The sequence below is a fragment of the Shinella sp. 20P9.1.1 genome (genome assembly GCF_057798995.1).
The window spans coordinates 13,652-34,828 of record NZ_JBYOLC010000009.1; the positions used below are offsets into that span (position 1 = coordinate 13,652).

Annotated in this window: 19 protein-coding genes; 5 read left to right on the top strand and 14 right to left on the bottom strand. The window is 65.6% G+C overall.

The window, feature by feature from the left end:
• The first annotated feature begins 193 nt into the window (after positions 1-193).
• Both mutL and AC27VQ_RS16295 read left to right on the top strand, forming a co-directional pair.
• Positions 194-1,996, top strand: a complete 1,803-nt coding sequence (gene mutL / locus AC27VQ_RS16290) for a DNA mismatch repair endonuclease MutL (protein ID WP_488717079.1) — start codon at positions 194-196, stop codon at positions 1,994-1,996.
• Between the two features lie 73 nt (positions 1,997-2,069).
• Positions 2,070-2,309 carry a DUF2093 domain-containing protein gene (locus AC27VQ_RS16295; RefSeq protein WP_488717246.1) on the top strand — a complete coding sequence of 80 codons (240 nt, stop codon included), beginning with the start codon at positions 2,070-2,072 and terminating at the stop codon, positions 2,307-2,309.
• 74 nt (positions 2,310-2,383) lie between these two features.
• Here the strand turns inward: AC27VQ_RS16295 and lpxK are convergent, their stop codons facing one another.
• The 6 genes from lpxK to AC27VQ_RS16325 form a co-directional block, all read right to left on the bottom strand.
• Positions 2,384-3,433: a tetraacyldisaccharide 4'-kinase gene (gene lpxK, locus AC27VQ_RS16300; protein ID WP_488717080.1), complete on the bottom strand. Its 1,050-nt coding sequence runs from the start codon at positions 3,431-3,433 to the stop codon at positions 2,384-2,386.
• A gap of 246 nt (positions 3,434-3,679) precedes the next feature.
• A complete protein-coding gene (locus AC27VQ_RS16305; RefSeq protein WP_488717081.1) occupies positions 3,680-4,414 on the bottom strand; it encodes an HAD family hydrolase in 735 nt (244 codons plus the stop codon).
• 15 nt (positions 4,415-4,429) lie between these two features.
• The gene (gene waaA, locus AC27VQ_RS16310) at positions 4,430-5,746 is read right to left on the bottom strand and encodes a lipid IV(A) 3-deoxy-D-manno-octulosonic acid transferase (RefSeq protein ID WP_488717082.1); all 1,317 of its coding nucleotides are present in this window, start codon (positions 5,744-5,746) and stop codon (positions 4,430-4,432) included.
• 107 nt (positions 5,747-5,853) lie between these two features.
• Entirely contained in the window at positions 5,854-6,090 is a 237-nt protein-coding gene (locus AC27VQ_RS16315) for a DUF4170 domain-containing protein (RefSeq protein WP_488717083.1), read from the bottom strand.
• Positions 6,091-6,204: 114 nt separating this feature from the next.
• Complete coding sequence (locus AC27VQ_RS16320) at positions 6,205-7,008, bottom strand: 3'(2'),5'-bisphosphate nucleotidase CysQ (RefSeq protein ID WP_488717084.1); 804 nt, start codon at positions 7,006-7,008, stop codon at positions 6,205-6,207.
• A gap of 4 nt (positions 7,009-7,012) precedes the next feature.
• The gene (locus tag AC27VQ_RS16325; RefSeq protein WP_488717085.1) at positions 7,013-8,359 is read right to left on the bottom strand and encodes a TldD/PmbA family protein; all 1,347 of its coding nucleotides are present in this window, start codon (positions 8,357-8,359) and stop codon (positions 7,013-7,015) included.
• Positions 8,360-8,468: 109 nt separating this feature from the next.
• On the opposite strand from AC27VQ_RS16325, the gene AC27VQ_RS16330 reads away from it, so the two are divergent.
• The gene (locus AC27VQ_RS16330; protein ID WP_488717086.1) at positions 8,469-10,262 is read left to right on the top strand and encodes a monovalent cation:proton antiporter-2 (CPA2) family protein; all 1,794 of its coding nucleotides are present in this window, start codon (positions 8,469-8,471) and stop codon (positions 10,260-10,262) included.
• Positions 10,263-10,307: 45 nt separating this feature from the next.
• Here the strand turns inward: AC27VQ_RS16330 and AC27VQ_RS16335 are convergent, their stop codons facing one another.
• From AC27VQ_RS16335 to AC27VQ_RS16345, 3 genes are read right to left on the bottom strand one after another with little or no spacing between them, the layout of a single operon-like run.
• Positions 10,308-11,192: a patatin-like phospholipase family protein gene (locus AC27VQ_RS16335; RefSeq protein WP_488717087.1), complete on the bottom strand. Its 885-nt coding sequence runs from the start codon at positions 11,190-11,192 to the stop codon at positions 10,308-10,310.
• 24 nt (positions 11,193-11,216) lie between these two features.
• On the bottom strand, positions 11,217-11,777 hold the full coding sequence (gene rsmD, locus AC27VQ_RS16340; protein ID WP_488717088.1) for a 16S rRNA (guanine(966)-N(2))-methyltransferase RsmD: 561 nt from the start codon (positions 11,775-11,777) through the stop codon (positions 11,217-11,219).
• Positions 11,778-11,783: 6 nt separating this feature from the next.
• Positions 11,784-13,763 carry a pseudouridine synthase gene (locus tag AC27VQ_RS16345; protein WP_488717089.1) on the bottom strand — a complete coding sequence of 660 codons (1,980 nt, stop codon included), beginning with the start codon at positions 13,761-13,763 and terminating at the stop codon, positions 11,784-11,786.
• Positions 13,764-13,833: 70 nt separating this feature from the next.
• On the opposite strand from AC27VQ_RS16345, the gene AC27VQ_RS16350 reads away from it, so the two are divergent.
• Positions 13,834-14,277, top strand: coding sequence for a nucleoside deaminase (locus tag AC27VQ_RS16350; protein ID WP_488717090.1), 444 nt, complete (start codon positions 13,834-13,836; stop codon positions 14,275-14,277).
• On the opposite strand, the gene AC27VQ_RS16355 is transcribed toward AC27VQ_RS16350, so the two are convergent.
• The 5 genes from AC27VQ_RS16355 to AC27VQ_RS16375 form a co-directional block, all read right to left on the bottom strand.
• Positions 14,278-14,763: a GNAT family N-acetyltransferase gene (locus AC27VQ_RS16355; protein ID WP_313527814.1), complete on the bottom strand. Its 486-nt coding sequence runs from the start codon at positions 14,761-14,763 to the stop codon at positions 14,278-14,280. It abuts the gene before it with no gap.
• A 4-nt stretch (positions 14,764-14,767) separates the two neighbouring features.
• Positions 14,768-15,385, bottom strand: coding sequence for a hypothetical protein (locus AC27VQ_RS16360; protein ID WP_488717091.1), 618 nt, complete (start codon positions 15,383-15,385; stop codon positions 14,768-14,770).
• 173 nt (positions 15,386-15,558) lie between these two features.
• The gene (gene ileS / locus AC27VQ_RS16365) at positions 15,559-18,450 is read right to left on the bottom strand and encodes an isoleucine--tRNA ligase (protein WP_488717092.1); all 2,892 of its coding nucleotides are present in this window, start codon (positions 18,448-18,450) and stop codon (positions 15,559-15,561) included.
• 241 nt (positions 18,451-18,691) lie between these two features.
• Positions 18,692-19,672 (bottom strand): bifunctional riboflavin kinase/FAD synthetase, encoded by a 981-nt coding sequence (locus AC27VQ_RS16370; protein ID WP_313527808.1) that lies wholly within the window; start codon positions 19,670-19,672, stop codon positions 18,692-18,694.
• Between the two features lie 14 nt (positions 19,673-19,686).
• Positions 19,687-20,535, bottom strand: a complete 849-nt coding sequence (locus AC27VQ_RS16375) for a TIGR01459 family HAD-type hydrolase (RefSeq protein WP_488717093.1) — start codon at positions 20,533-20,535, stop codon at positions 19,687-19,689.
• 315 nt (positions 20,536-20,850) lie between these two features.
• Between AC27VQ_RS16375 and groES the strand changes: the two genes are divergently transcribed.
• Positions 20,851-21,147 (top strand): co-chaperone GroES, encoded by a 297-nt coding sequence (groES, locus tag AC27VQ_RS16380; RefSeq protein WP_117368581.1) that lies wholly within the window; start codon positions 20,851-20,853, stop codon positions 21,145-21,147.
• Positions 21,148-21,177: the final 30 nt, after the last annotated feature.

Below are 21,177 nucleotides of genomic sequence, written 5' to 3' on the forward strand. Positions count from 1 at the left end.
ATGACAGCGGCCAGCGACGCTGAAATCGTCCACCGGGAGACCCCGGCAAGCTTGTGGTCATACAAGCGCAGATGCACGTTCGCAGCATTTTATTAAAGCCTGATTAAACGATTTCAGCCGGTTATGAGGGATGAGCCGGGATAAGCGGCGGCGGCCACTGGCGGGACGGCGGCGAATCCGCGAAAATGGCGGCATGACCATCAGGCAGCTTTCCGAAACCCTCATCAACCAGATCGCCGCCGGCGAAGTGATCGAACGCCCGGCGAGTGCCGCCAAGGAGCTGATCGAGAACGCGCTGGATGCCGGGGCGACGCGCATCGAGATCGCGACGGCGGGCGGCGGCAAGACGCTGTTGCGCGTCACCGACAATGGCGGCGGCATGGGCCCAGCCGATCTCGAACTGGCGATCCGCCGGCACTGCACGTCCAAGCTCGACAAGGACCTTCTGGACATTCGCACGCTGGGTTTCCGCGGCGAGGCCCTGCCGTCGATCGGCTCGGTGGCGCGGCTTACGCTCTTGAGCCGCACGGCCGAGGCCGGTGAAGGTGCGGAGATCAGCGTGACCGGCGGCAAGGTGGAGCCGGTGCGCCCGGCCGCCGCCAACCGGGGCACCGTGGTGGAGGTGCGCGACCTGTTCTTCGCCACCCCGGCGCGCCTCAAATTCATGAAGAGCGAGAAGGCCGAGGCCTCGGCGATCTCCGACGTCGTACGGCGCATGGCAATCGCCTTCCCGCATGTGCGTTTCGTGCTGTCGGGCTCCGACCGTACGACGCTCGAATTCCCTGCGACCGGGACGGACCGGCTCGCCCGCATCGCGCAGGTGCTCGGCCGCGATTTTCGCGACAATGCCATCGAGATCGAGGCCGAGCGCGAAGGCGTGCGGCTGACCGGCTTTGCCGGCGTGCCGACCTTCAACCGCGGCAACAGCCTCAACCAGTTCGCCTTCGTCAACGGACGGCCGGTGCAGGACAAGCTGATCTGGTCGGCGCTGCGCGCTGCCTATGCCGAGACCATTCCGCACGGGCGCTACCCCGTCGCGGTGCTCGCCATCGACATCGATCCGGCGCTGGTCGACGTCAACGTGCATCCGGCGAAATCCGACGTGCGCTTCCGCGATCCCGGCCTGGTGCGCGGCCTGATCATCGGTGCGATCCGCGAAGCCTTGGCGCGTGAAGGCGACCGGGCCTCCACGACGGGGGCAAGCGGCCTGATGCGCGCCTTCCGGCCGGAAGCGCAGCGGCCCACCGCGCCCTGGACCCCGTCCGCCTCGCCCTACCGGCCTTTCGCTCCGGCAGCGGCACCGGCAACATCCTTCCGCGAACAGCAGGCGGGTTTCGCCGAGTTCGCCAGCCCATCGGCCCGCAGCGAACCGGTCTTCACGCCCGCCGGCGCGCGTGAAGAAGAACCGCCGCAGAACCATCCGCTCGGCGCCGCACGCGCGCAGCTGCACGAGAACTACATCATCGCGCAAACCGAAAACGGCCTCGTCATCGTCGACCAGCATGCAGCCCACGAACGCCTCGTCTTCGAGGCTATGCGCAATGCATTGCATTCGCGGGCCGTGCCGGCACAGGCCCTGCTGATCCCCGAGATCGTCGATCTGCCGGAGGACGATTGCGACCGTCTCGTCGCCCATGCCGACGAATTCGCCAAGCTCGGGCTCGGCATCGAGCGCTTCGGGCCGGGAGCGATTGCGGTGCGCGAGACGCCGGCCATGCTCGGCGAGATGGATGCCGCCGGCCTCATCCGCCAGCTGGCCGACGAGCTTGCGGAATGGGATACGGCAAGCGGGCTGAAGGCCAAGCTCGAATATCTCGCCGCCACAATGGCTTGCCACGGCTCGGTGCGCTCCGGCCGGCGCATGCGGCCGGAGGAGATGAACGCGCTGTTGCGCCAGATGGAGGCGACGCCCGGCTCCGGCCAGTGCAACCACGGCCGGCCGACCTATATCGAGCTCAAGCTTTCCGACATCGAACGGCTGTTCGGCCGAAGCTGAACCGGAAAGCACTGGAAATTTGGCCTTCGCCACGATATGGCATAGGCATCACATGAGACGGATACTGAAATCGATGATGAACCGTTTTGAAGGCCGCGGCGGCAGCCGGGAAGCGAAAATCCGCTATCTCGACGGCGATTTCCAGATCCTGATGCCGGGCTCCCATGTCACCTGCGCCATGACCGGCGAGACGATCCCCGTCGACGAACTGCGCTACTGGAGCGTGGCGCGGCAGGAAGCCTATGTGAGCTGCGCGGCCTCGCTCGACGCCGAGAAGCGCGCCGGCGCGCTGCCGAACCAGAAGAGGCAGTAGGCAGTAAGCAGTAAGCAGTAAGCAGTAGATGCTGTTTCACGCGCCGAAGGCTTCAATCCCCTATTGGCTACTGCCTATTGCCGACTGCCTCCTCCCAGCCGGTGCAGCTTGCGCCGCCTGGCGCTGGCAATCGCCGCGTCGATGATCGCGTCCGGCCCCTTCGGGTCGTCGAAGCGGATTTCCACCTCGATAACCCGGCTCTTTTCCTTCAACTCCTCCGAGCGGCCATGGCCGCTGGCAAGGCGCACGCTGTCCTTGGCCGTGGTGACGAGCTGGTAGTCATGCGCCAGCGCGTGGTCGAGCAGGTCCTCGACCTCGTCGTCGGTGAGATGGTGGTGGTCGGGGAAGCTGCGCGACACATAGAGATGCGCGCCGGTCTCATTGACCGTGCGGAAGAACTTTTCGTTGTCGGCGATACCGGACCAGGCCATCACCACCTGATCCCGGAGATCCTCCGCACCGACGGTGACGAGCGTTGCCGAATGGATCGCCTTGCCGGCGCGTGCCGCCTGGCGGATCAGGCGGTCGGCGGCATCGCCGTTGCCGATGGCGAGCAGCGCATTGGCCTGGCGCATCTGCTCGCCAAGCGGCGCGCGCACCGGTCCGCTCGGCACGAGGTAGCCGTTGCCGATGCCACGACGCGTGTCGATGACGACGAGTGCATAATCGAAGGTCAGCCGGGCGCTCTGGAATCCGTCGTCCATGATGATGAGGTCGGCCCCCTCCTCCACCAGCTTCATCGCGCCCTTCACCCGCTTGCGGGAAATGACGGTCAGCGCTTCGCGGGCGAGCAGCAGCGGCTCGTCGCCGACGGCGCGGGCACGGTGATGGTGCGGATCGACGACGGTGGTGACATCGAGCGAGCCGCCATAGCCGCGCGAGAGGAAACCGGGTTTCAGGCCGCGCGCCTTGGCGGCGCGGGCAAGCGCGATGGCCGTCGGCGTCTTGCCGGCTCCGCCGACGGTGAAATTGCCGACGCAGATGACCGGCACCGGCACCTCGGCGCGGCGGCCGTTGCGCATGCGCCGCCCGGCGATCAGCCCGTAGAGGCGCGACACCGGCCACAGCGCATAGGCGCGCCAATCCGCCTTCGTCCACCAGAACGGCGGCGCTTCACTTACCATTGCAGTTCCCCGCGGGCATCCCGCCCGGTCCACGAGCCAGAAAACGCGAGACGGCGGCGAAAATCAACTGGGGGAAAGACAGCAATGTGAAGCACCCCTCTGCCTGCCGGCATCTCCCCCACAAGGGGGGAGAAAGGCTAGCAGCACGGTTTTCCTTACAATCATTGATGCCGACGATGCCGCACAGTAAGCCCCTCCCCCTTGTGGGGAGGGGTTTGGGGAGGGGTCTTTGAGCAGGGCCTGTGTTCACGCCGCCGGGCGCGCGGCCGCGGCTTCCGGGAAGAGCGGCACGAGTTCGGTGATGTCGTTGAGGCAGTAGTCGGAGGCGGCCGAGAGCGATTCGCGCGAGCCCGTGCCCGTCAGCACTGCAATGGTGAGGCCGGTGCCGGCGCTGCGGCCCATGTGGAGGTCGTGGTTGTTGTCGCCGACCATGGCGATCTGGTGCGGCTCAAGCCCGGTCGTGGCGCAGAAGCCGAGCACCATGCCGGGCTCCGGCTTGACGCCGTAGCCGCTGTCATAACCGGCGACATAATGCAGATAGCCGTCGAAACCGAAGCGCTTGGCCGTCGCGCGGATCGAGGCCTCGTTGTCGGAGGAGGCGACGCCGAGCCAGTAGCCGCGCGCATGCAGGGTGGCGAAGAAATCGGCGAGATCCGTCACCGCGACGGCGAGCTCCGAGGACTTGGCGAAAAGGCCGTCGAACAGTTCGGTCAAGGCCGCGATAGTGAAGGGCGCGCCGGCACCGACGAAGCCTTCGGCGATCTCCACCGTGTTGCCGGCGGCAAGCAGGCTGTCCGGCTTCACATAGCCGGTATCCGGGTCCATGCCGCCCGCGATCAGCAGTTTGCGGGACAGGTCCTCGTCACCGGCGGCAGCGATGCGGGCGAGTTCGTAGTTCACCGGGATCCAGCTCTTGGCATAGTCGAGCAGCGTGCCATCCTTGTCGAAGAGAATGCCTGATATCGTCGCCGCCTTCGTCATACTGCCGGGGTCCTTTCAGGAGGTCTGGCGCGGATGCAGCCGCGCCTTCACGGTGAGGGGATTGATATAGGGTTCGAGGCCCTTGATCGTGGCCTTCAGCGCGCCGCGCATCTCCTGCACGGTCTCCTGTCCCGCGTCGATCATCTGCTTGCGCATCGCCTCGTTGGTCAGAAGATAGTGCACGCCCTTGGCCAGCATTTCCACGTCGCGCACCATCTTGGCGCTGCCATTTCGGGCGAGCTGCTGGTAGGCCTCGCGGAAGTTCTGCACATTGCCGCCCGACAGCACCGCGCAGCCGAGCATCGCCGGTTCCAGCGGGTTCTGCCCGCCTTCGGCGGTCAGCGAGCGGCCGACAAAGGCGATTTCGGTCATGCGCAGGTAAAGCCCCATTTCGCCGATCGTATCACCGAGAAAGACATCCGTCTCCGGTGTCAGCGCGTCACCGCGTGTCCGACGCGCGACCTTCAGCCCGCGCGCCGTCAGCATGTCGGCGATGGCATCGCAGCGCTCGGGATGGCGCGGCACGATGATGGTGAGAAGACCGGGCGAGCGCTCCTTGAGCACGCGATGCACGTTGCCGGCAGCGGCCTCCTCGCCCTCGAAGGTCGAGATCGCCGCCCAGGTGGGCCGGCCCTTGATCTGGTCGCGATAGGATTTCAGCACCGCCGGATCGGCCGGCGGCGCATCCGTATCGACCTTCAGATTGCCCGATACCAGGACCGGCAGCGCACCGAGCGTGCGAAAACGCTCCGCATCGGTTTCCGACTGGGCGATGACGAGCGCAAAGTTCTCGAAGATCGCATCGGCGATCGACATGCGCCGTTTCCAACGCGGGAAGGAGCGATCGGAAATGCGGCCATTGACCAGCACCTGAGGAATGTGGCGCGTGCCGAGCTCCAGAATGGTCGTCGGCCAGATTTCCGACTCCGCCATGATGGCGAGATCCGGATGCCAGTATTCGAGGAAGCGGCTGATCGCCGGCTTCATGTCGAGCGGCACATATTGGTGGATGACATCGCTGCCGAGCCGTTCCTTCACGACCTTCGCCGAGGTGATCGTGCCCGTGGTGAGCAGCACCGCGATGCCGCGGCGCCGCACTTCCTTGACCAGCGGCACGATGGCAAGTGTCTCGCCGACGCTGGCCGCATGGAACCATACGAGCGGACCGGCCGGGCGCGGAACGCCACCGAAGCCGTAGCGCTCGTGGCGGCGCGAGCGCTCCTCCTTGCCCTTGGCGGCACGGTAGGCGATGTAGGGACCGACGATCGGATAGAGCGCGACACCGCCCCAGCGATACAGCGAAAGTGCGATACGGGCGAGCCGTCTGCTCATCGGGCGAGCACCATGGCTGCGGCTTTCGGGGTGTTCGGGTTCATGGAGGTCAGGCTCCTCGGTTCAGCGCGACCGCACATCGCGCGGAACAATGGCGAAAACGCGTCTCAGCCCTGCTGCGGGTCCAGCAGGCGGTGCATATGCACGATGAAATAGCGCATATGCGCGTTGTCGACGGTCTGCTGCGCCTTGGACTTCCAGGCGGCGAGCGCGCTGGCATAGTCGGGGAAGATGCCGACGATGTCGAGCTTGTCGAGATCGCGGAACTGCAGATCGGTCAGGGTCGTCAGCTCGCCGCCAAAAACGAGATGAAGAAGCTGTTTGGGTTCGTTCGAGTCGGTCATGTTTCTCTCATTTTGTTCTTGCGCACGTCCGGACGGAAAACCGGTTCCCACTTTTCCTGGCCGTGCTCATTGTGCCGATTTCGGCAGACGGTTTGCGGTATTCCGGGCCAAAGGTCAATGGCCGGCAAGGTGCCGGGAGGCCGCGACAAGCCCGGAAAGCCGGGACAAACCGGCCGCACACAGCGTCTCGTGGCTGACGGTCGGACGATTGTAGGAAAGCGGCGCCCCATCGAGTGTCACAAGCCCGCCGCCGGCCCGCGCCAGGATGAGATCGGCCGCCGCCAGATCCCAGTCATGCGCATTGCGCTTCACCAATGTCGCGTCGATCCGCCCGTCCGCCACCATGGCAAGCCGGTAGGCGAGCGAGGGCACATGCGAGATGCGGTGCACGCCGCCATCCATATGGCCTTGCAGGTCGTGCGCCATGTCCTCGGGTGCTGCGACACGCGTCGGGCGGGCGGCATCGGGCTCGGTGGCGGCGATGGGTTTGCCGTTCTTCAGCGCCGGGCCGTTTTCGGCCGCCGTGAAGACCTCGTCGAGCGACGGGGCGAAGAGCACGCCCGCGACGGGGCGTCCCTTGTGCACGACGGCGGCACTGACGCACCAGATGTCCTTGCCGGCGATAAAGGCGCGCGTGCCGTCGATCGGGTCGATGACGAAAACCGTCTCGCAACCGAGCCTGTTGGCATCGTCGTCGGTCTCTTCCGAAAGCCAGCCATAGTTCGGCCGGGCGGAGAGCAGTTCCTTCTTGAGGATGTCGTTGGCGGCGAAATCGGCGGCGCTCACCGGCGAGCCGCCGCCGTTCTTCCACCAGACCTCAGGCCCCTTGCGGAAGAAATCGAGCGCACGCGCACCGGCGAGGCGCGCGGCCCCGACGAGGAGGTCAAGATCGGCTTTCCATGTGGCGGCGTCGGCCATGGTGTCACGTCCCGGCCAGCGTCATGCCTTCGATCGCCAGCGTCGGCGCAGCGACGCCGAACGAACGGTCGATGTCGTTGGCCGGCGTGATGCGCAGGAACATGTCGGTGAGGTTCGAGGCGATCGTCACTTCCGAGACGGCGAAGGTCAGCTCGCCGTTCTCGATCCAATAGCCCGAGGCGCCGCGGCTATATTCGCCCGTCACCATGTTGACGCCCTGGCCGATCAACTCGGTGATGTAGAAGCCGTTGCCGACGGAGCGGATGAGGTCTTCCGGCGAGATATCGCCCGGCTCCAGCGCGAGATTGGTCGAGGCGGGGCTGACCGAGGTGCCGCCGCGCACGCCGCGGCCATTCGTCTTGAGGCCGAGTTCATTGGCGGTGGAGGTGGAAAGGAACCAGTGCTGCAGCACGCCGTCCTCGATCATGGCGAGGCGTTTTCCGGTGATGCCCTCGCCATCGAAGGGCCGCGAGGAGGAGCCGCGCACGATCAGCGGATCGTCGGTGACGGAAAGGCCCGCCTTCAGCACCTGCTGGCCCATGCGGTCGCGCAGGAAGCTGGTCTTGCGGGCGACGGAGGCACCGTTGATGGCGCCGGCAATATGGCCGGCAATGCCGCGCGCCACGCGCGGATCATAGACGACGGTGACGTTCTTCGCCGTCGGCACCTGGCGCGGGTTGATGCGGCGAACCGCACGCGCGGCCGCCTCGCGGCCGATCGCCTCGGCATCGCGCAGGTCGGCGAAATAGAGGGTCGAATCGAAGTCGTAGTCACGCTCCATCTTCGTGCCCTCGCCGGCAATAACGCTGACGGAGCGGCCGAAGCGGCTGGCGCTGTAGGCGCCGGAAAAGCCGTGCGAGGTGGCAAGCACCAGCCCGCCCATGCCGGCCGACGCGCCGGCCCCACCGGAATTGGTGATGCCGGAGACGGCAAGCGCTGCGGCTTCGGCAGCAAGCGCCGCTTCGCTCAGCTGATCGGCGGAGACTTCGGTCGGGTCGTAGAGGTCGAGGTCCGGCCAGTCTTTCGCCAGGTCGCTTTCGGCGGCGAGCGTCGCATAGGGATCTTCCGGCGAAGCCTTGGCCATGGCGACGGCGCGCTCGGCAAGCACCTTGAGGTCGAAACCGGGATTGGCCGAGACGCTGGCGACACGCTTGCCGACGAAGACGCGCAGCGAAAAGTCGTCGCTCTCGGAAGCCTCCGTACCCTCGACCTTGCCGAGCCGCACGCTGACCGAGGAGGAGCGCCCGCGGACCACGACGGCATCGGCCGCATCCGCCCCCGCCTGGATGGCGCGGTCGATAAGTTCACCGGCGCGCGCGAGAAGGCTTGCGGAATCGATCGTCTGTGACATGACTTGGCCTTTCTTTGATGCCCCATTTATTGTGCGTCGGCACAGGCATCAAGGGCGAGTGTTGTTTTTTGCCCTCCGACCCAGTGCCCATCCTGAGAAAGCCTGCCGCATGGCCTATACCCACAGCCCCTACAACGAGGTTCTCCTGATGCTCGGTGGTGCCCTGCTCGCCGCCCCGATCTTCAAACGGCTGGGGCTCGGCACCATTCTCGGCTATCTCGCGGCCGGCGTGGTGATCGGCCCGATCCTGCACCAGATCCGCGACGGCGAGGAGCTTTTGGGGGTCGCCGAACTCGGCGTCGTCTTCCTGCTTTTCCTCATCGGTCTGGAACTGAAGCCGTCCCGTCTCTGGGCGATGCGGCACGATATTTTCGGGCTCGGTGCGGCGCAGGTCATCGTGACAGGCCTCATCCTGGCGGGACTGACGCTGGTGACGGGCATCGAACAGTGGGACGGCGCGTTGATCATCGGCTTCGGCCTGGCGCTCTCCTCCACCGCCTTCGCCATGCAGATTCTCGACGAGCGCGGCGACACCAACACGCGCTACGGCCAACGCGCCTTTTCCATGCTGCTTTTGCAGGACCTCGCCATCGTGCCGCTCTTGGCGCTGATCCCGCTTCTCGCCGAGCAGGCGCCGGAGGACACGACGAGTGCCTTTCAGGATTTCGTCGTAGCGCTTGCGGCCATTGCCGCGCTTCTTGCCGCCGGCCGCTATCTGCTCAACCCGCTGTTCCAGATCATCGCCCGCACCGGCGCGCGCGAGGCGATGATCGCCGCCGCCCTCTTCGTCGTGCTCGCCGCCGCCATGCTCCTGCAGATGGCCGGGCTTTCCATGGCGATGGGCGCGTTCCTCGCCGGCGTGCTGCTGGCCGATTCCTCCTATCGCCATGAGCTTCAGGCGGATGTCGAGCCTTTCCGCGGTATCCTGCTCGGCCTGTTCTTCATGGCCGTCGGGCTTTCGCTGCATCTCGACGTGATCTTCGACCGCTGGCTTCTCATTCTCGTCGCCACGCCGGCGCTGATGCTGGTGAAAAGTCTCGTCATCTACGGCCTCTGCCGCTTCACCGGCTCCTCGCACAATGACGCGGTGCGCATCGCGCTCGTCCTCCCGCAGGGGGGTGAATTCGGTTTCGTGCTGTTCAGCGCGGCGTCTGCCGCCGGCATCTTTTCCGGCGGCCTCGCCTCGCTGCTGATTGCCGTCGTCACCATCTCGATGGCGCTGACGCCGATTGCCGCGGCGCTGTCGCGCTTCCTGCTGGTCGAGGATCTGGAGGAAGAGATCGAGGAAGATTTCGAGGGGGCCGGCGCCGACGTGCTGATGATCGGTTTCTCGCGCTTCGGCCAGATCGCCGCGCAGATCCTTCTGGCCGGCGGGCGCGAAGTGACGGTCATCGACCATTCGACGGACCGCGTGCGCCAGGCGGCGAATTTCGGCTTCCGCATCTATTTCGGCGACGGCACGCGCAAGGACGTGCTGCGCGCCGCCGGCATCGAGCGCGCCAAGATCGTCGCGATCTGCACGCAGGGCAAGGCGACGACCGACCACATCGTCGATCTCGTGCAGTCGGAATATCCCAACGCCACCGTCTTCGCCCGCTCCTACGACCGTATCCACACGCTCTCGCTGCGCGCCCGCGGCGTGCAGCACGACGTGCGCGAAACCTTCGAATCCGCCCTCGTCTTCGGCAAGGAAACGCTGGAAGAACTCGGCGTGGAGCCGGACGATGCGCTCGCCATCAGCGACGACATCCGCCGCCGCGACGTGGCCCGGTTGGAATTGCAGGCGGCCGAGGGAATTTCAGCGGGGCGGCATATGCTGCATTCGAAACCGGTCAAGCCGGAGCCGCTGGTGAAGCCGAAGAAGAAGACGCAGGCGGAGATCGACGAGGAGGAGAGCGCTTGAGGTTGCCTTCGGGGGCCCCTATGCCCTGCCGGGCAGAGGGGGGTGCTACAGGCCGCCATCCTTCTCGAAAGCGGAAAACCTCTCCTCCAACGCCCGCTTCAGCTCATCCCGAATGCCCACTGAAGCCGCCAGCACCTCCTCGGCCTTGACGAAATCCATCACGCGGAAGCGGCCGACATCGGGGCGCAGGAAGATGTCGGGGGCGGCCTTCTCCAGCTTCAGCGTCACGATGGAGCGCATGGTGAGCTGGGTGGCGCCGTAGAGGCTGTCGATGCTGCCCGGCACCTCCGCCGTGCCGGCCGGCGGCTGGCCGACGACGTCGACGCCGATGGTGATATCCGCCTTGCCGGCGAGGTGATCGAACGGCACCGGGTTCCACAGGCCGCCGTCGATCATCACGCGCCCGCCTATGACGACGGGACGGAAGATGGCGGGCAAGGCCGCGGAGGCCGCGACGGCCGGCAGGAGCGGGCCGCTCTCCAGCACGCATTCGCACTGGGCGTAATAATCCGCGGCGATGACCTTCAAGGGGATCGGCAGCTCTTCGAATGTCTGCGGCAGGCGATCCGGCAGGAAGGCTTTCAGGACGCGCTCCAGATTGAACTGGCCCATGCGAAAACCGCCGGAGACCATTTCCGACAGGCCTGACGGGCGCAGGCTCCAGAGACGGTTCATGATCTGGCCGGGACGGCCGATGGTCGCCAATGTGTGTTCGCGGATCTCGCGCCCCGTCATGCCCGCCGCCATCGCCGCGCCCATGATGGCGCCAATGGAGGCGCCTGATATCAGCACCGGGCGGATGCCGAGTTCGTCCAGCACCTCGATGACATGGATATGGGCAAGCCCGCGCGCACCGCCGCCGCCAAGGGCGATGGCGACCGTCGGGCCGTTGTTTTGCGAGGCAGGATGGGAAACGAGGGCATCGGTCATCGCTCAAGTCTCCTCAAAGGCAGATCAGCCGGAGCGGTAGCGGTAGAAATGCATGCGCGTGTCGCCGAAGGTCCTGACTTCCAGATGTTCGAAACCATCGACGGCGGCGGGCTGAATATCGGCGCGCTCTTCAAGGATCGCAAGGGCGCCATCGACGAGCCAGCCACCGCGCGTCGCCGCATCCAGCGCCTTTTCGCCAAGACCCCTGGCATAGGGCGGGTCGGCAAAGAGGAAATCGAACGGCTCCACCGTGCCGACGGTGCCGAGTGCCGTGGCATCGCGCCGGAAAATCTTGGCGCGGCCGATCACGCCGAGGCTTTCGATATTGGAATGCAGGAGCCCCCTGCCCTCGACGCTCTGCTCGACGAAGAGTGCCGCGCGGGCGCCGCGCGACAGCGCCTCGAGGCCGACGGCGCCGGTGCCTGCGAAGAGATCGAGCACACGCGTGCCGTCGAGTGCCTCCGGATAGGCATGGTTCAGGATGTTAAACAGGCTTTCGCGCGTGCGGTCCGTCGTCGGTCGGATATCATCCGACTTCGGCGTCGCGAGCGAACGGCCGCGAAACTCTCCGCCGACGATCCGCACGCTCGTTTACTTTCCCTTGCCGCGCGGGCGGCCACCGGCCGGCTTGCCACCGGCGGGACGTCCGCCCGGCTTGCCGCCAAAGGATTTTCCACCGCCGGGCTTGCCGCCACCCGGTTTTGCGCCAAATGGCTTGCCACCATCGCGACGTGGCGGACGATCCCCGAAGGAACGTTCCCCCTCGGCGCGGGGCTTGCGATCTCCGAACGAACGTTCGCCTTCTGCACGCGGCTTGCGGTCGCCAAACGAACGCTCACCGTCTGCGCGCGGCTTGCGGTCCCCGAAGGAACGCTCGCCATCGCCACGCGGTTTGCGATCACCGAAAGGACGATCACCACGCGGCGGACGGTCGCCGAAACCGCGGGGCGCACGGTCGTCGCCGGCGCCGGAACGCGGGCGGCCGAAGCCGCCGCGACCTTCGTCACGGCCTTCCGTCTCGCTGGCGCGGATCCATTCGCCGTCCTCGTCGCGCGTCTTCAGGATGCGCGGCTTCTCGACCTTGTCGCCACCGGGGCGGCCACGGGCCGGTCCCTTGCGGTCGGGGTCGAATTTCTTAGCCGAACGGGTCGGAGCGCCATCGGCTGTACGGCCATAACGCTTGGTCTTCGGCGCGCCTTCGGGACGTTCCCGCGTCTCACGCTTCACGCCCTCCTCGGCCTCCGCCTTCTTTTCGGCAACCGGCCGCGCACCGGGCGCCATCCAGACATTGGACTTGCGGGCACGCGCCGCCGGCTCGTGCTTCGGCTTGGCATCGAAACGGTTGCTGTCGTCGCGATCGCGGAAATCGCGGTCGCCCCGCGGCTTGTCGCCAAAACCACGGTCACGCCCGCCATCGCGCGGCTTGTCACCACGCGGCCTGTCGCCACGGGGCTTATCGCCGAAACGGTCGTCGCGCTTGGTGTCGAGACGAGCACGCGCCTGCTCTCGGCGGTCGCCCGGCTTCTCGTCGCGGGCCGGACGTGCGGCCGTCTCGCGGGTCTTCCAGGCCGGTGCTTCCTCCTCTTCGCCACCCTTGTGGTCGAAGAGCGGCGCGTCGAAATTCGCCTTGGCTTCCTCGATCAGGCGGGGGCCGAGCTGGTCGCGCAGCGTGCGGCCGCGCACCTCCTGGGCATGGCCCTCGGGCAGCTCGCCGAGCTGGAACGGGCCGTAGGAAATGCGGATCAGGCGGTTCACGTCGAGGCCGAGCGCGCCGAGCACGTTCTTGATCTCGCGGTTCTTGCCTTCGCGCAGACCCATGGTGATCCAGACATTGGACCCTTGCGCCTTGTCGAGCGTCGCCTCGATCGCGCCGTAGAGCACGCCGTCGACGGCGATGCCTTCCTTCAACTTGTCGAGATCGGCCTGCTCGATCTTGCCGTGGGCGCGCACGCGGTAGCGGCGCAGCCAGCCGGTCGTCGGCAGTTCGAGCATGCGGGCGAGACCACCGTCATTGGTCAGGAGCAGCAGGCCTTCGGTATTGATGTCGAGGCGGCCGATGGACAGGACGCGCGGCAGGTCGTCCGGCAGGTTTTCGAAGACGGTCGGGCGGCCTTCCGGGTCGGCATTGGTCGTCACCAGGCCGGCCGGCTTGTGGTAGAGCCAGAGGCGCGTGCGCTCGATGCCGCGGATCGGCATGCCGTCCACTTCGATGCGGTCGGCGAAGGTCACGTTGACGACGGGCGTATCCAGCACCGTGCCGTTCACGCTGACGCGGCCTTCCATGATCATGCGCTCGATATCGCGGCGCGAGGCCACGCCGGCGCGCGCCAGCAACTTGGAAATGCGCTCGGGCGCCAGTTCGGCACCGGCCGAAACCTGCGGCGCAGGTTTGGCGGCGCGGGCCGGTCTGGCATCGCGCGAAGCGGATTTTTCGCCATAGGGTTTCGCCCCCGGCTTCTTGCCGGCTGCAAAAGGTTTCTTGCCCGCGGCCGCCGATGCGGCGCCACGCGGCTTGGAATCGCGGCCCGCGGGCTTGTCGCCCGGCCGTTTCGGCTTGTCTTTGAATGTCATTTGTGCTGCCTGCGTTTTGCCGTGTCCTATCAGGTCAGGCGTCCGGGGTTAAGAGGAATTCGTGCCGTTGATGACAAATCGCTTCATGGAGGCTGCATTGACTGAGGCGCGCGCCGCCGGCGAGCGGGGCGAAGTGCCCGTCGGCGCCGTGCTGGTGCTGAACGGCGAGGTCGTCGCGCAGGCCGGAAACCGCACCCGCGCGGAGAACGACGTGACCGCCCATGCCGAGGTCGCCGTCATCCGCGAAGCGTCCAGAAAGCTCGGCCAGGAGCGGCTGACGGGGGCCGATCTCTACGTGACGCTGGAGCCCTGCACGCTCTGTGCCGCCGCGATTTCCTTCGCCCGCATCCGCCGGCTCTATTATGGCGCAGACGATCCCAAGGGCGGCGCGGTGGAAAGCGGCGTGCGGTTCTTTGCTCAGCCGACCTGCCACCACGCGCCGGATGTCTATTCCGGCCTGAGTGGCACCGAGGCGGCCGACATTCTCAGGGATTTCTTCGCCGGGCGGCGCTAGTCAGCCTTCGGCAAAAGCCTTCAGCTTGTCGCCCCACAGGCGATAGCGCAGCCATTCCGGATGGGGCTCAGCGCCGATCGCGTCATATACGCGGATCGCCGGCTCGTTCCAGTCCAGCACGCTCCATTCGAAACGGCCGCAGCCCTCGGCAATGGCGGTGCGCGCGAGGTGGCGCAGCAGCATCTTGCCGACGCCGCCACCGCGATGGGCGGGCGTGACATAGAGGTCTTCGAGATAAAGACCGTTCTTCGATTGCCAGGTGGAATAGGTCTTGAACCAGACGGCGGAGCCTGCCGGATCGCCATCGACGGTTTCGCAGATCGCCGCGCGGCTGATCGAGCCTTCGCCGAACAGCGAGGCGGCCACGCTTTCTTCCGTCGCTGCCACTTCGGCGAGCGCGTTTTCGTAGTCGGCGAGTTCGCGGATGAAACGCAGGATGATCGCGGCATCGGCCGCGACCGCAGGACGAATGCGGTAGGAGGTCATGGCCTTAGAACGGCCACCACTTCGAACCCGTCTGCTTGGCGGCTTTCGCCTCCTTCTTGCGGCGGCGTTCCTTGACCTTTTCCGGTTCGCCGAGATCGGCCTGGGCCTCCGCAGGCATGCGGCGGTAATCCAGCGGCGGGTCGCTCAGATAACGGCGCTTGTCGGAATAGGCGCCCTGCTGGATGCGGCGGCCTTCACGATAGGCGGCGGTCTGCTGGGCGGTCGTCAGGTTGTGGTTCGTGGTCGATTGCGAGGCGAGCGGCGAACGGTAGTGGCTGTTGTCCTTGTTCTCGTCGGCCTCGGCGCGCAGGCGGTCGCGCATGTCTTCCGGGCTTTCGATCCAGCCGGCATTGTCCTTGCTGGCGACGGACTGCTGCGGCGTGACCAGCGCTTCCTTGTTGCCCGGCACGACGAGCGCGCCGCGCGGCTGGTAGCGGATCTTCTTGGCGGCGTCGGCATCCGGCGTCTGGATCATCACGGCATTGCCGAGGTCGTCCAGCAGCTGCTCGCCGGAGGACTTGCTCGTGCCATAGGTCGGGCCCATGCAACCGGTGAGGAGAAGGCTTCCGCCAATGAGGCCGAGAAGTCCGGCATGCACCCGAATATGTCGCATCATTCCCATCAAACCCTTCCAGCAGAGCCGGTACGCCGAAACCCGAGCAGGCAATACACCGCCGTGCCATGGCGGAACAATCCGACCATTTTCAGGCAGCAATAGCGGATGAAAACCGCAAGCGCAATTCACACGCTGGTGTTGGCGGCCGGAATCACCGGCCGTCAACAGAGTGAAGGTTGTTACGCCGCGCGGCGGAAACCGATTTCGCGCAGTGCGGCGGCGTCACGCGCCGAGACGTCGGGATAGTCGGCATCCGAACCGACATCCGTCGTGATGCGCCAGGAACGGGCGCATTTCCGGCCCTCTGCCAGCTTCGGCTCGACCGAGACCTTGGCGACATCGCCAAGTCGGAAGGCCTCCGCCGGGCCTTCACCGGAAACGAGCGTGATGGCCGAGGTGATGCAGATTTCCGCAAAGTCCTGACCGTCGAGCGCTGCCAGAAGCTCCGGATCGGCGATATGCACGACCGGAGCCGCTTCCAGCGACGCGCCGATACGCTTCTCGCGACGCTCGATTTCCAGCGCGCCCGTCACGACCGAGCGAACCTGGCGGATCTTGTCCCACTTGGCTTCGAGCGCATCGTCGCGCCATTCGGCCGGGACCGCAGGGAACTGCTCGAGATGGACCGAGACGGCATCGGGCTTCAGCGACAGCCAAGCCTCTTCCATGGTGAAGGGCAGCATCGGAGCGAGCCAGGTGACGAGGCACTCGAACAGCTTGCGGATGACGCAGAGCGAGGCGCGGCGCTTCAACGAGGACGGGGCGTCGCAGTAGAGCGCATCCTTGCGGACGTCGAAGTAAAAGGCCGAGAGCTCGACGTTGGAGAAGTCGATGAGCGCGCGGGCGATCTTCTTGAAGTCGAAGGCATCGTAGCCTTCGCGCACGACGGCATCCAGCTCCGCCAGCCGGTGCAGCATCAGCTTTTCCAGCTCCGGCATGTCGGCATGGGCGATCTCCTCGCCCGTGTCGTGCGCCAGCGTGCCGAGCATCCAGCGCACCGTGTTGCGCAGCTTGCGATAGGCGTCGATATTGGTCTGGATGATCGTCTTGCCGAGGCGCTGGTCTTCCCAGTAGTCGGTGGTCATGACCCAGAGGCGCAGGATATCGGCGCCCGATTCCTTCATGACGTCCTGCGGCGAAACGACGTTGCCCTTGGACTTCGACTGCTTCTCGCCCTTCTCATCCATGGTGAAGCCATGGGTGACGACGGCATTGTAGGGCGCGCGGCCACGCGTCGCGCAGCTTTCGAGCAGCGACGAGTGGAACCAGCCGCGATGCTGGTCGGAGCCCTCCAGATAGACGTCGGCCGGCCATTTCAGGTCGGGGCGGTCTTCCAGCGTGAAGGTGTGCGTCGAGCCCGAATCGAACCAGACGTCGAGGATGTCCATCACCTGCGTCCACTTGGCCGCGTCATGGTCGTTGCCGAGGAAACGTTCCTTGGCGCCCTCGGCGAACCAGGCGTCGGCGCCCTCCTTCTCGAAGGCCTCGAGGATGCGGGCGTTGACAGCGTCATCGACCAGCACTTCGCCGTTCTCGTCGGCGAAGATGGCGATCGGTACGCCCCAGGCGCGCTGGCGCGAGAGAACCCAGTCCGGGCGTCCCTCGATCATGGCGCGCAGGCGGTTCTGGCCGCTGGCAGGTACGAAGCGGGTCTCATCGATGGCCGACAGCGAGCGCGAGCGCAGCGTGGTGCCGTCGCCGAGTTCCTTGTCCATATAGACGAACCATTGCGGCGTGTTGCGGAAGATGACCGGCTTCTTGGAGCGCCAGGAATGCGGATAGGAATGCTTCAAGCGGCCGCGGGCGAACAGCGTGTTCGACGCGATCAGCGCCTTGATAACGCGCTCGTTGGCATCGCCCTTCTTGCCGTTGTCGTCCATGACGCGGGCACCGTCGAAGCCGGGGGCATCTGCGGTGTAGAAGCCGGCGTCGTCCACCGGGAACGGGATCTTCGACGAGATGCCGCGCGCTTCCAGTTCGCGGGCCTTCGACGTCCAGGCGTCGAAGTCCTCGCGGCCGTGGCTGGGCGCGGTGTGCACGAAGCCCGTGCCGGCATCGTCGGTGACGTGGTCGCCGTCGAGCAGCGGAACCGGGAAGGTGTAGCCGAGGTCCTTCAGCGGATGGGCGCAGGTGAGCGCCGCCAGCTCTTCCGGCGCGATGTCGCGCACGAACTTGAAGGTGAGCTTCGCCTTGGCGGCCGCCTCATCGGCAAGACGCGTCGCGAAGATCAGCTTTTCGCCGGGCTGCGGGCCAAAATCGTTCTGCGCGCTCTCGACCTCGAACAGGCCATAGGGATAGCGCGAGGAAAACGCGATGGCGCGGTTGCCGGGGATCGTCCAGGGCGTGGTCGTCCAGATGACGACGGAATTGCCCTTGAGATCGGCGGCGCCTTCCACGATCGGGAACTTCACCCAGATCATGTCGCTCTCGACATCGGCATATTCGACCTCGGCTTCGGCCAGCGCCGTGCGCTCGACGACCGACCACATGACGGGCTTGGAGCCGCGATACAGCTGGCCGCTCTTGGCGATCTTCAGGAGTTCGCCGGCGATGCGCGCCTCCGCATGGAAGGCCATGGTCGTGTAGGGATTGTCGAAGTCGCCCTCGATGCCGAGGCGCTTGAACTCGTCGGCCTGGATCTTGATCCAGCCGCTGGCGAAGTCTCGGCATTCCTTGCGGAATTCGTTGACCGGAACCTCGTCCTTGTTCTTGCCCTTCTCGCGGTACTTTTCCTCGATCTTCCATTCGATCGGAAGGCCGTGGCAGTCCCAGCCGGGCACGTAGTTGGCATCATAGCCGCGCATCTGGAACGAGCGGTTGATGACGTCCTTGAGGATCTTGTTCAGCGCGTGGCCGATATGGATGTTGCCGTTGGCATAGGGCGGGCCATCGTGCAGCACGAACTTTTCACGGCCGGCGGCCGAGGCGCGCAGTTTCTTGTAAAGGCCCATCTGCTGCCAGCGGGCCACCGTTTCCGGCTCCTTGGTCGGCAGGCCGGCGCGCATCGGAAAGTCCGTCTGCGGCAGGTAGAGGGTGGACGAATAATCGACTTTTTCAGGTGTATCGGTCATGGATATGGCTATCGTCTCGTCGCGCGTCTTTCGCGCATGCGGGGGAATATCTGTCATCTGCACCGGCAATGACGGCGGGGGCGTTGCGAAAACGCCCGAAATCCCGGACCTTCCGGCCTCGCTCAGAGCGCGCGGAAGGCCGGGCCACTAATTCGCAGATCGATGGTCAGCCGGTGGAGCATCATGCGCGCGGTCTTACGGCCTTTTCAGCGTTTTGAAAAGACGCCAACGCGGTTTGCGATCAGAAACAGAGACGCTGGTCGATAGGCCCGAGCGGCTTGACGCCAGAGAGCAGCGCCCGCGCCTCCTCCTCGTCGCGCTTCATCTGCACGACGAGCGCATCGAGCCCGTCGAACTTCAACTCGTCGCGGAGATGCCCGAAGAAGGAGACGGCGGAAACTTCGCCGTAGAGATCGCCTGCGAAATCGAACAGGAAGGTTTCGAGCAGCGGAGCGCCGTTCGATGTCACTGTCGGGCGCCGGCCGTAGCTGGCGACACCGTCATGCAGGCTGCCATCGGGACGGCGGAAGCGCACGGCGTAGATGCCGTTGCGCAGCTCCACTTCCGGCGGAAGCTGCATGTTGGCGGTGGGATAGCCGAGCGTGCGGCCAAGCTGCTGGCCGCCGATGACCTCGGCCTCGACCGTATAATGATAGCCGAGCAGACCGGCGGCTTCCACCACCGCGCCCTCGCCGAGCAGCTTGCGGATGAAGCTGGAAGAGATGACCGAGGCGTTTTCGTCGCGAAAGGCGTCGACCAGCGTCACGCCAAAACCGTTGTCCTGGCCGGCGGCCATCAGGAAGGCCGGGCCGCCTTCCCTGCCCTTGCCGAAATGGAAATCGAAACCGGTGACAACCTCGGAGGCATGCAGCCAGTCCATCAGCACGGTGCGGATGAAGTCATGCGCCGAGATTTCGGAGAAGGAACGGTCGAAGGGATATTCGATGACGGCCGAAAAGCCCATGCCTTCGAGAAGGCGCGCCTTGAGCGGCGCGGGCGTCAGGCGGAAGACGGGTGTCTCCGGGCGGAAGACGGTGCGCGGATGTGGCTCGAAGGTCAGCACCAGCGCCGGGATACCGCGCTCGGCGGCGATCTCCAGCGCCCGCTGCAAGACGGCCTGATGGCCGCGGTGCACGCCGTCGAAATTGCCGATGGCGATGACGCCGCCGCGCAGATGTTCGGGCAGCGGCTGCCGGGTTTCGTTCCTGTGAAATACCGTCATGACGACCGTCTCCGTCACTGAAGCCGGGGCATCCACCATTTCGGGTGGGTGTTTTCCTGGACGAGGAAGGCGGCGAGCTTGGCCTCGTCGGTGCGGCCGGCTTCCACATAATGCTGGGCGTGAATGCCGCCCGAAATATAGAGCACGTCGAGGCCATAGGCTTCAGCGCCGCGCACGTCCGTCGGCATGCCGTCGCCGACCGCGATGACGCGGCTGAGATCGAAGGCGCCGCGCACGTCACGCGCCTCGGAAAGCGACTTTTCATAAATCGGACGATGCGGCTTGCCGGCGATCTGCGTCGTGCAGCCCAGTCCCTCGTAGAATTTCGCCAGCGCCCCGGCGCAGGGAATGAGCTTGTGGCCGCGTTCGACGACGAGATCGGGATTGGCACAGATGAAGGACAGCTTGCGCTGCGCAAGCGCCGTCAGCTCCTCGCGGTAATCCTCGACCGTTTCCTTTTCGTCCTCGCGCAGGCCCGCGCAGACGACGATGCCGGCCTCGTCGATGCCAACGGTTTCGACGCCGAGGCCATCGAGCAGCGGCAGGTCCTTTTCCGCGCCGATGAAATAGACCTTCTTCGGTCCTTCGGCGATCAGCGCGCGGGTGACGTCGCCCGAGGTGACGATGCGGTCATAGGCATCATCGGTGACGCCGAGGCCGCGGATCTGCACCTTCACGCCCGGATGCGGGCGCGGCGAATTGGTGATGAGCACGACGGTGAGGCCCGCCTTGCGCGCTTCGGCGAGCGCTTCGGTGGCATAGGAGAACGCCTCCACGCCATTGTGCAGGACGCCCCAGACGTCGCAGAGCACCACGTCGTACTGCGCGGCGATGTCGCGGAAGGATTGGATGCGTTCAGCCATCAGGAAGTCCCGTCTCAAGGTCGAAGCCCGACATTGCAAAGCGGGACAAAGAAAACAAGCCTCTTCCCGCAATTTTGCTCCGCCCACAGGGAAAGAGACGGAAATTCACGGTGTTGACTTGATGGCATGCGATATCGCCACCATCTGCCGGGCTGCGGTAACCATGGCAGGCGAAATAATTTGAGAGCGGCGTTCTTGACTCGTAAGACGCCGACGCCTACTTCAAGGCCGCTAGCACTCCTAATCGGTGAGTGCTAACATCAATCATCGGATCCACTAGGGATCCGCAATGTCATTCGATCGAGGGATTAGACAATGGCAAGCACCACCTTCCGCCCGCTTCACGACCGCGTCGTCGTTCGTCGCGTTGAGTCCGAAGCCAAGACCAAGGGCGGCATCATCATTCCCGATACCGCCAAGGAAAAGCCGCAGGAAGGCGAAATCGTCGCCGTCGGCACCGGCACCCGTGACGACAAGGGCGCAATCGTCGCTCTCGACGTCAAGGTCGGCGACCGCGTCCTGTTCGGCAAGTGGTCGGGCACCGAAGTCAAGCTCGACGGCGAAGACCTTCTGATCATGAAGGAAGCCGACATCATGGGCGTCATCGGCTGATTAGCCGATAACCCTTTCCGCAATTCGCTG

Bases quoted from the DNA above. Each gene is read 5' to 3' on its own strand.
- mutL (WP_488717079.1), top strand. From the start codon at position 194: ATGACCATCAGGCAGCTTTCCGAAACCCTCATCAACCAGATCGCCGCC.
- AC27VQ_RS16295 (WP_488717246.1), top strand. From the start codon at position 2,070: ATGATGAACCGTTTTGAAGGCCGCGGCGGCAGCCGGGAAGCGAAAATC.
- lpxK (WP_488717080.1), bottom strand. From the start codon at position 3,433: ATGGTAAGTGAAGCGCCGCCGTTCTGGTGGACGAAGGCGGATTGGCGC.
- AC27VQ_RS16305 (WP_488717081.1), bottom strand. From the start codon at position 4,414: ATGACGAAGGCGGCGACGATATCAGGCATTCTCTTCGACAAGGATGGC.
- waaA (WP_488717082.1), bottom strand. From the start codon at position 5,746: ATGAGCAGACGGCTCGCCCGTATCGCACTTTCGCTGTATCGCTGGGGC.
- AC27VQ_RS16315 (WP_488717083.1), bottom strand. From the start codon at position 6,090: ATGACCGACTCGAACGAACCCAAACAGCTTCTTCATCTCGTTTTTGGC.
- AC27VQ_RS16320 (WP_488717084.1), bottom strand. From the start codon at position 7,008: ATGGCCGACGCCGCCACATGGAAAGCCGATCTTGACCTCCTCGTCGGG.
- AC27VQ_RS16325 (WP_488717085.1), bottom strand. From the start codon at position 8,359: ATGTCACAGACGATCGATTCCGCAAGCCTTCTCGCGCGCGCCGGTGAA.
- AC27VQ_RS16330 (WP_488717086.1), top strand. From the start codon at position 8,469: ATGGCCTATACCCACAGCCCCTACAACGAGGTTCTCCTGATGCTCGGT.
- AC27VQ_RS16335 (WP_488717087.1), bottom strand. From the start codon at position 11,192: ATGACCGATGCCCTCGTTTCCCATCCTGCCTCGCAAAACAACGGCCCG.
- AC27VQ_RS16345 (WP_488717089.1), bottom strand. From the start codon at position 13,763: ATGACATTCAAAGACAAGCCGAAACGGCCGGGCGACAAGCCCGCGGGC.
- AC27VQ_RS16350 (WP_488717090.1), top strand. From the start codon at position 13,834: ATGACAAATCGCTTCATGGAGGCTGCATTGACTGAGGCGCGCGCCGCC.
- AC27VQ_RS16355 (WP_313527814.1), bottom strand. From the start codon at position 14,763: ATGACCTCCTACCGCATTCGTCCTGCGGTCGCGGCCGATGCCGCGATC.
- AC27VQ_RS16360 (WP_488717091.1), bottom strand. From the start codon at position 15,385: ATGGGAATGATGCGACATATTCGGGTGCATGCCGGACTTCTCGGCCTC.
- ileS (WP_488717092.1), bottom strand. From the start codon at position 18,450: ATGACCGATACACCTGAAAAAGTCGATTATTCGTCCACCCTCTACCTG.
- AC27VQ_RS16370 (WP_313527808.1), bottom strand. From the start codon at position 19,672: ATGACGGTATTTCACAGGAACGAAACCCGGCAGCCGCTGCCCGAACAT.
- AC27VQ_RS16375 (WP_488717093.1), bottom strand. From the start codon at position 20,535: ATGGCTGAACGCATCCAATCCTTCCGCGACATCGCCGCGCAGTACGAC.
- groES (WP_117368581.1), top strand. From the start codon at position 20,851: ATGGCAAGCACCACCTTCCGCCCGCTTCACGACCGCGTCGTCGTTCGT.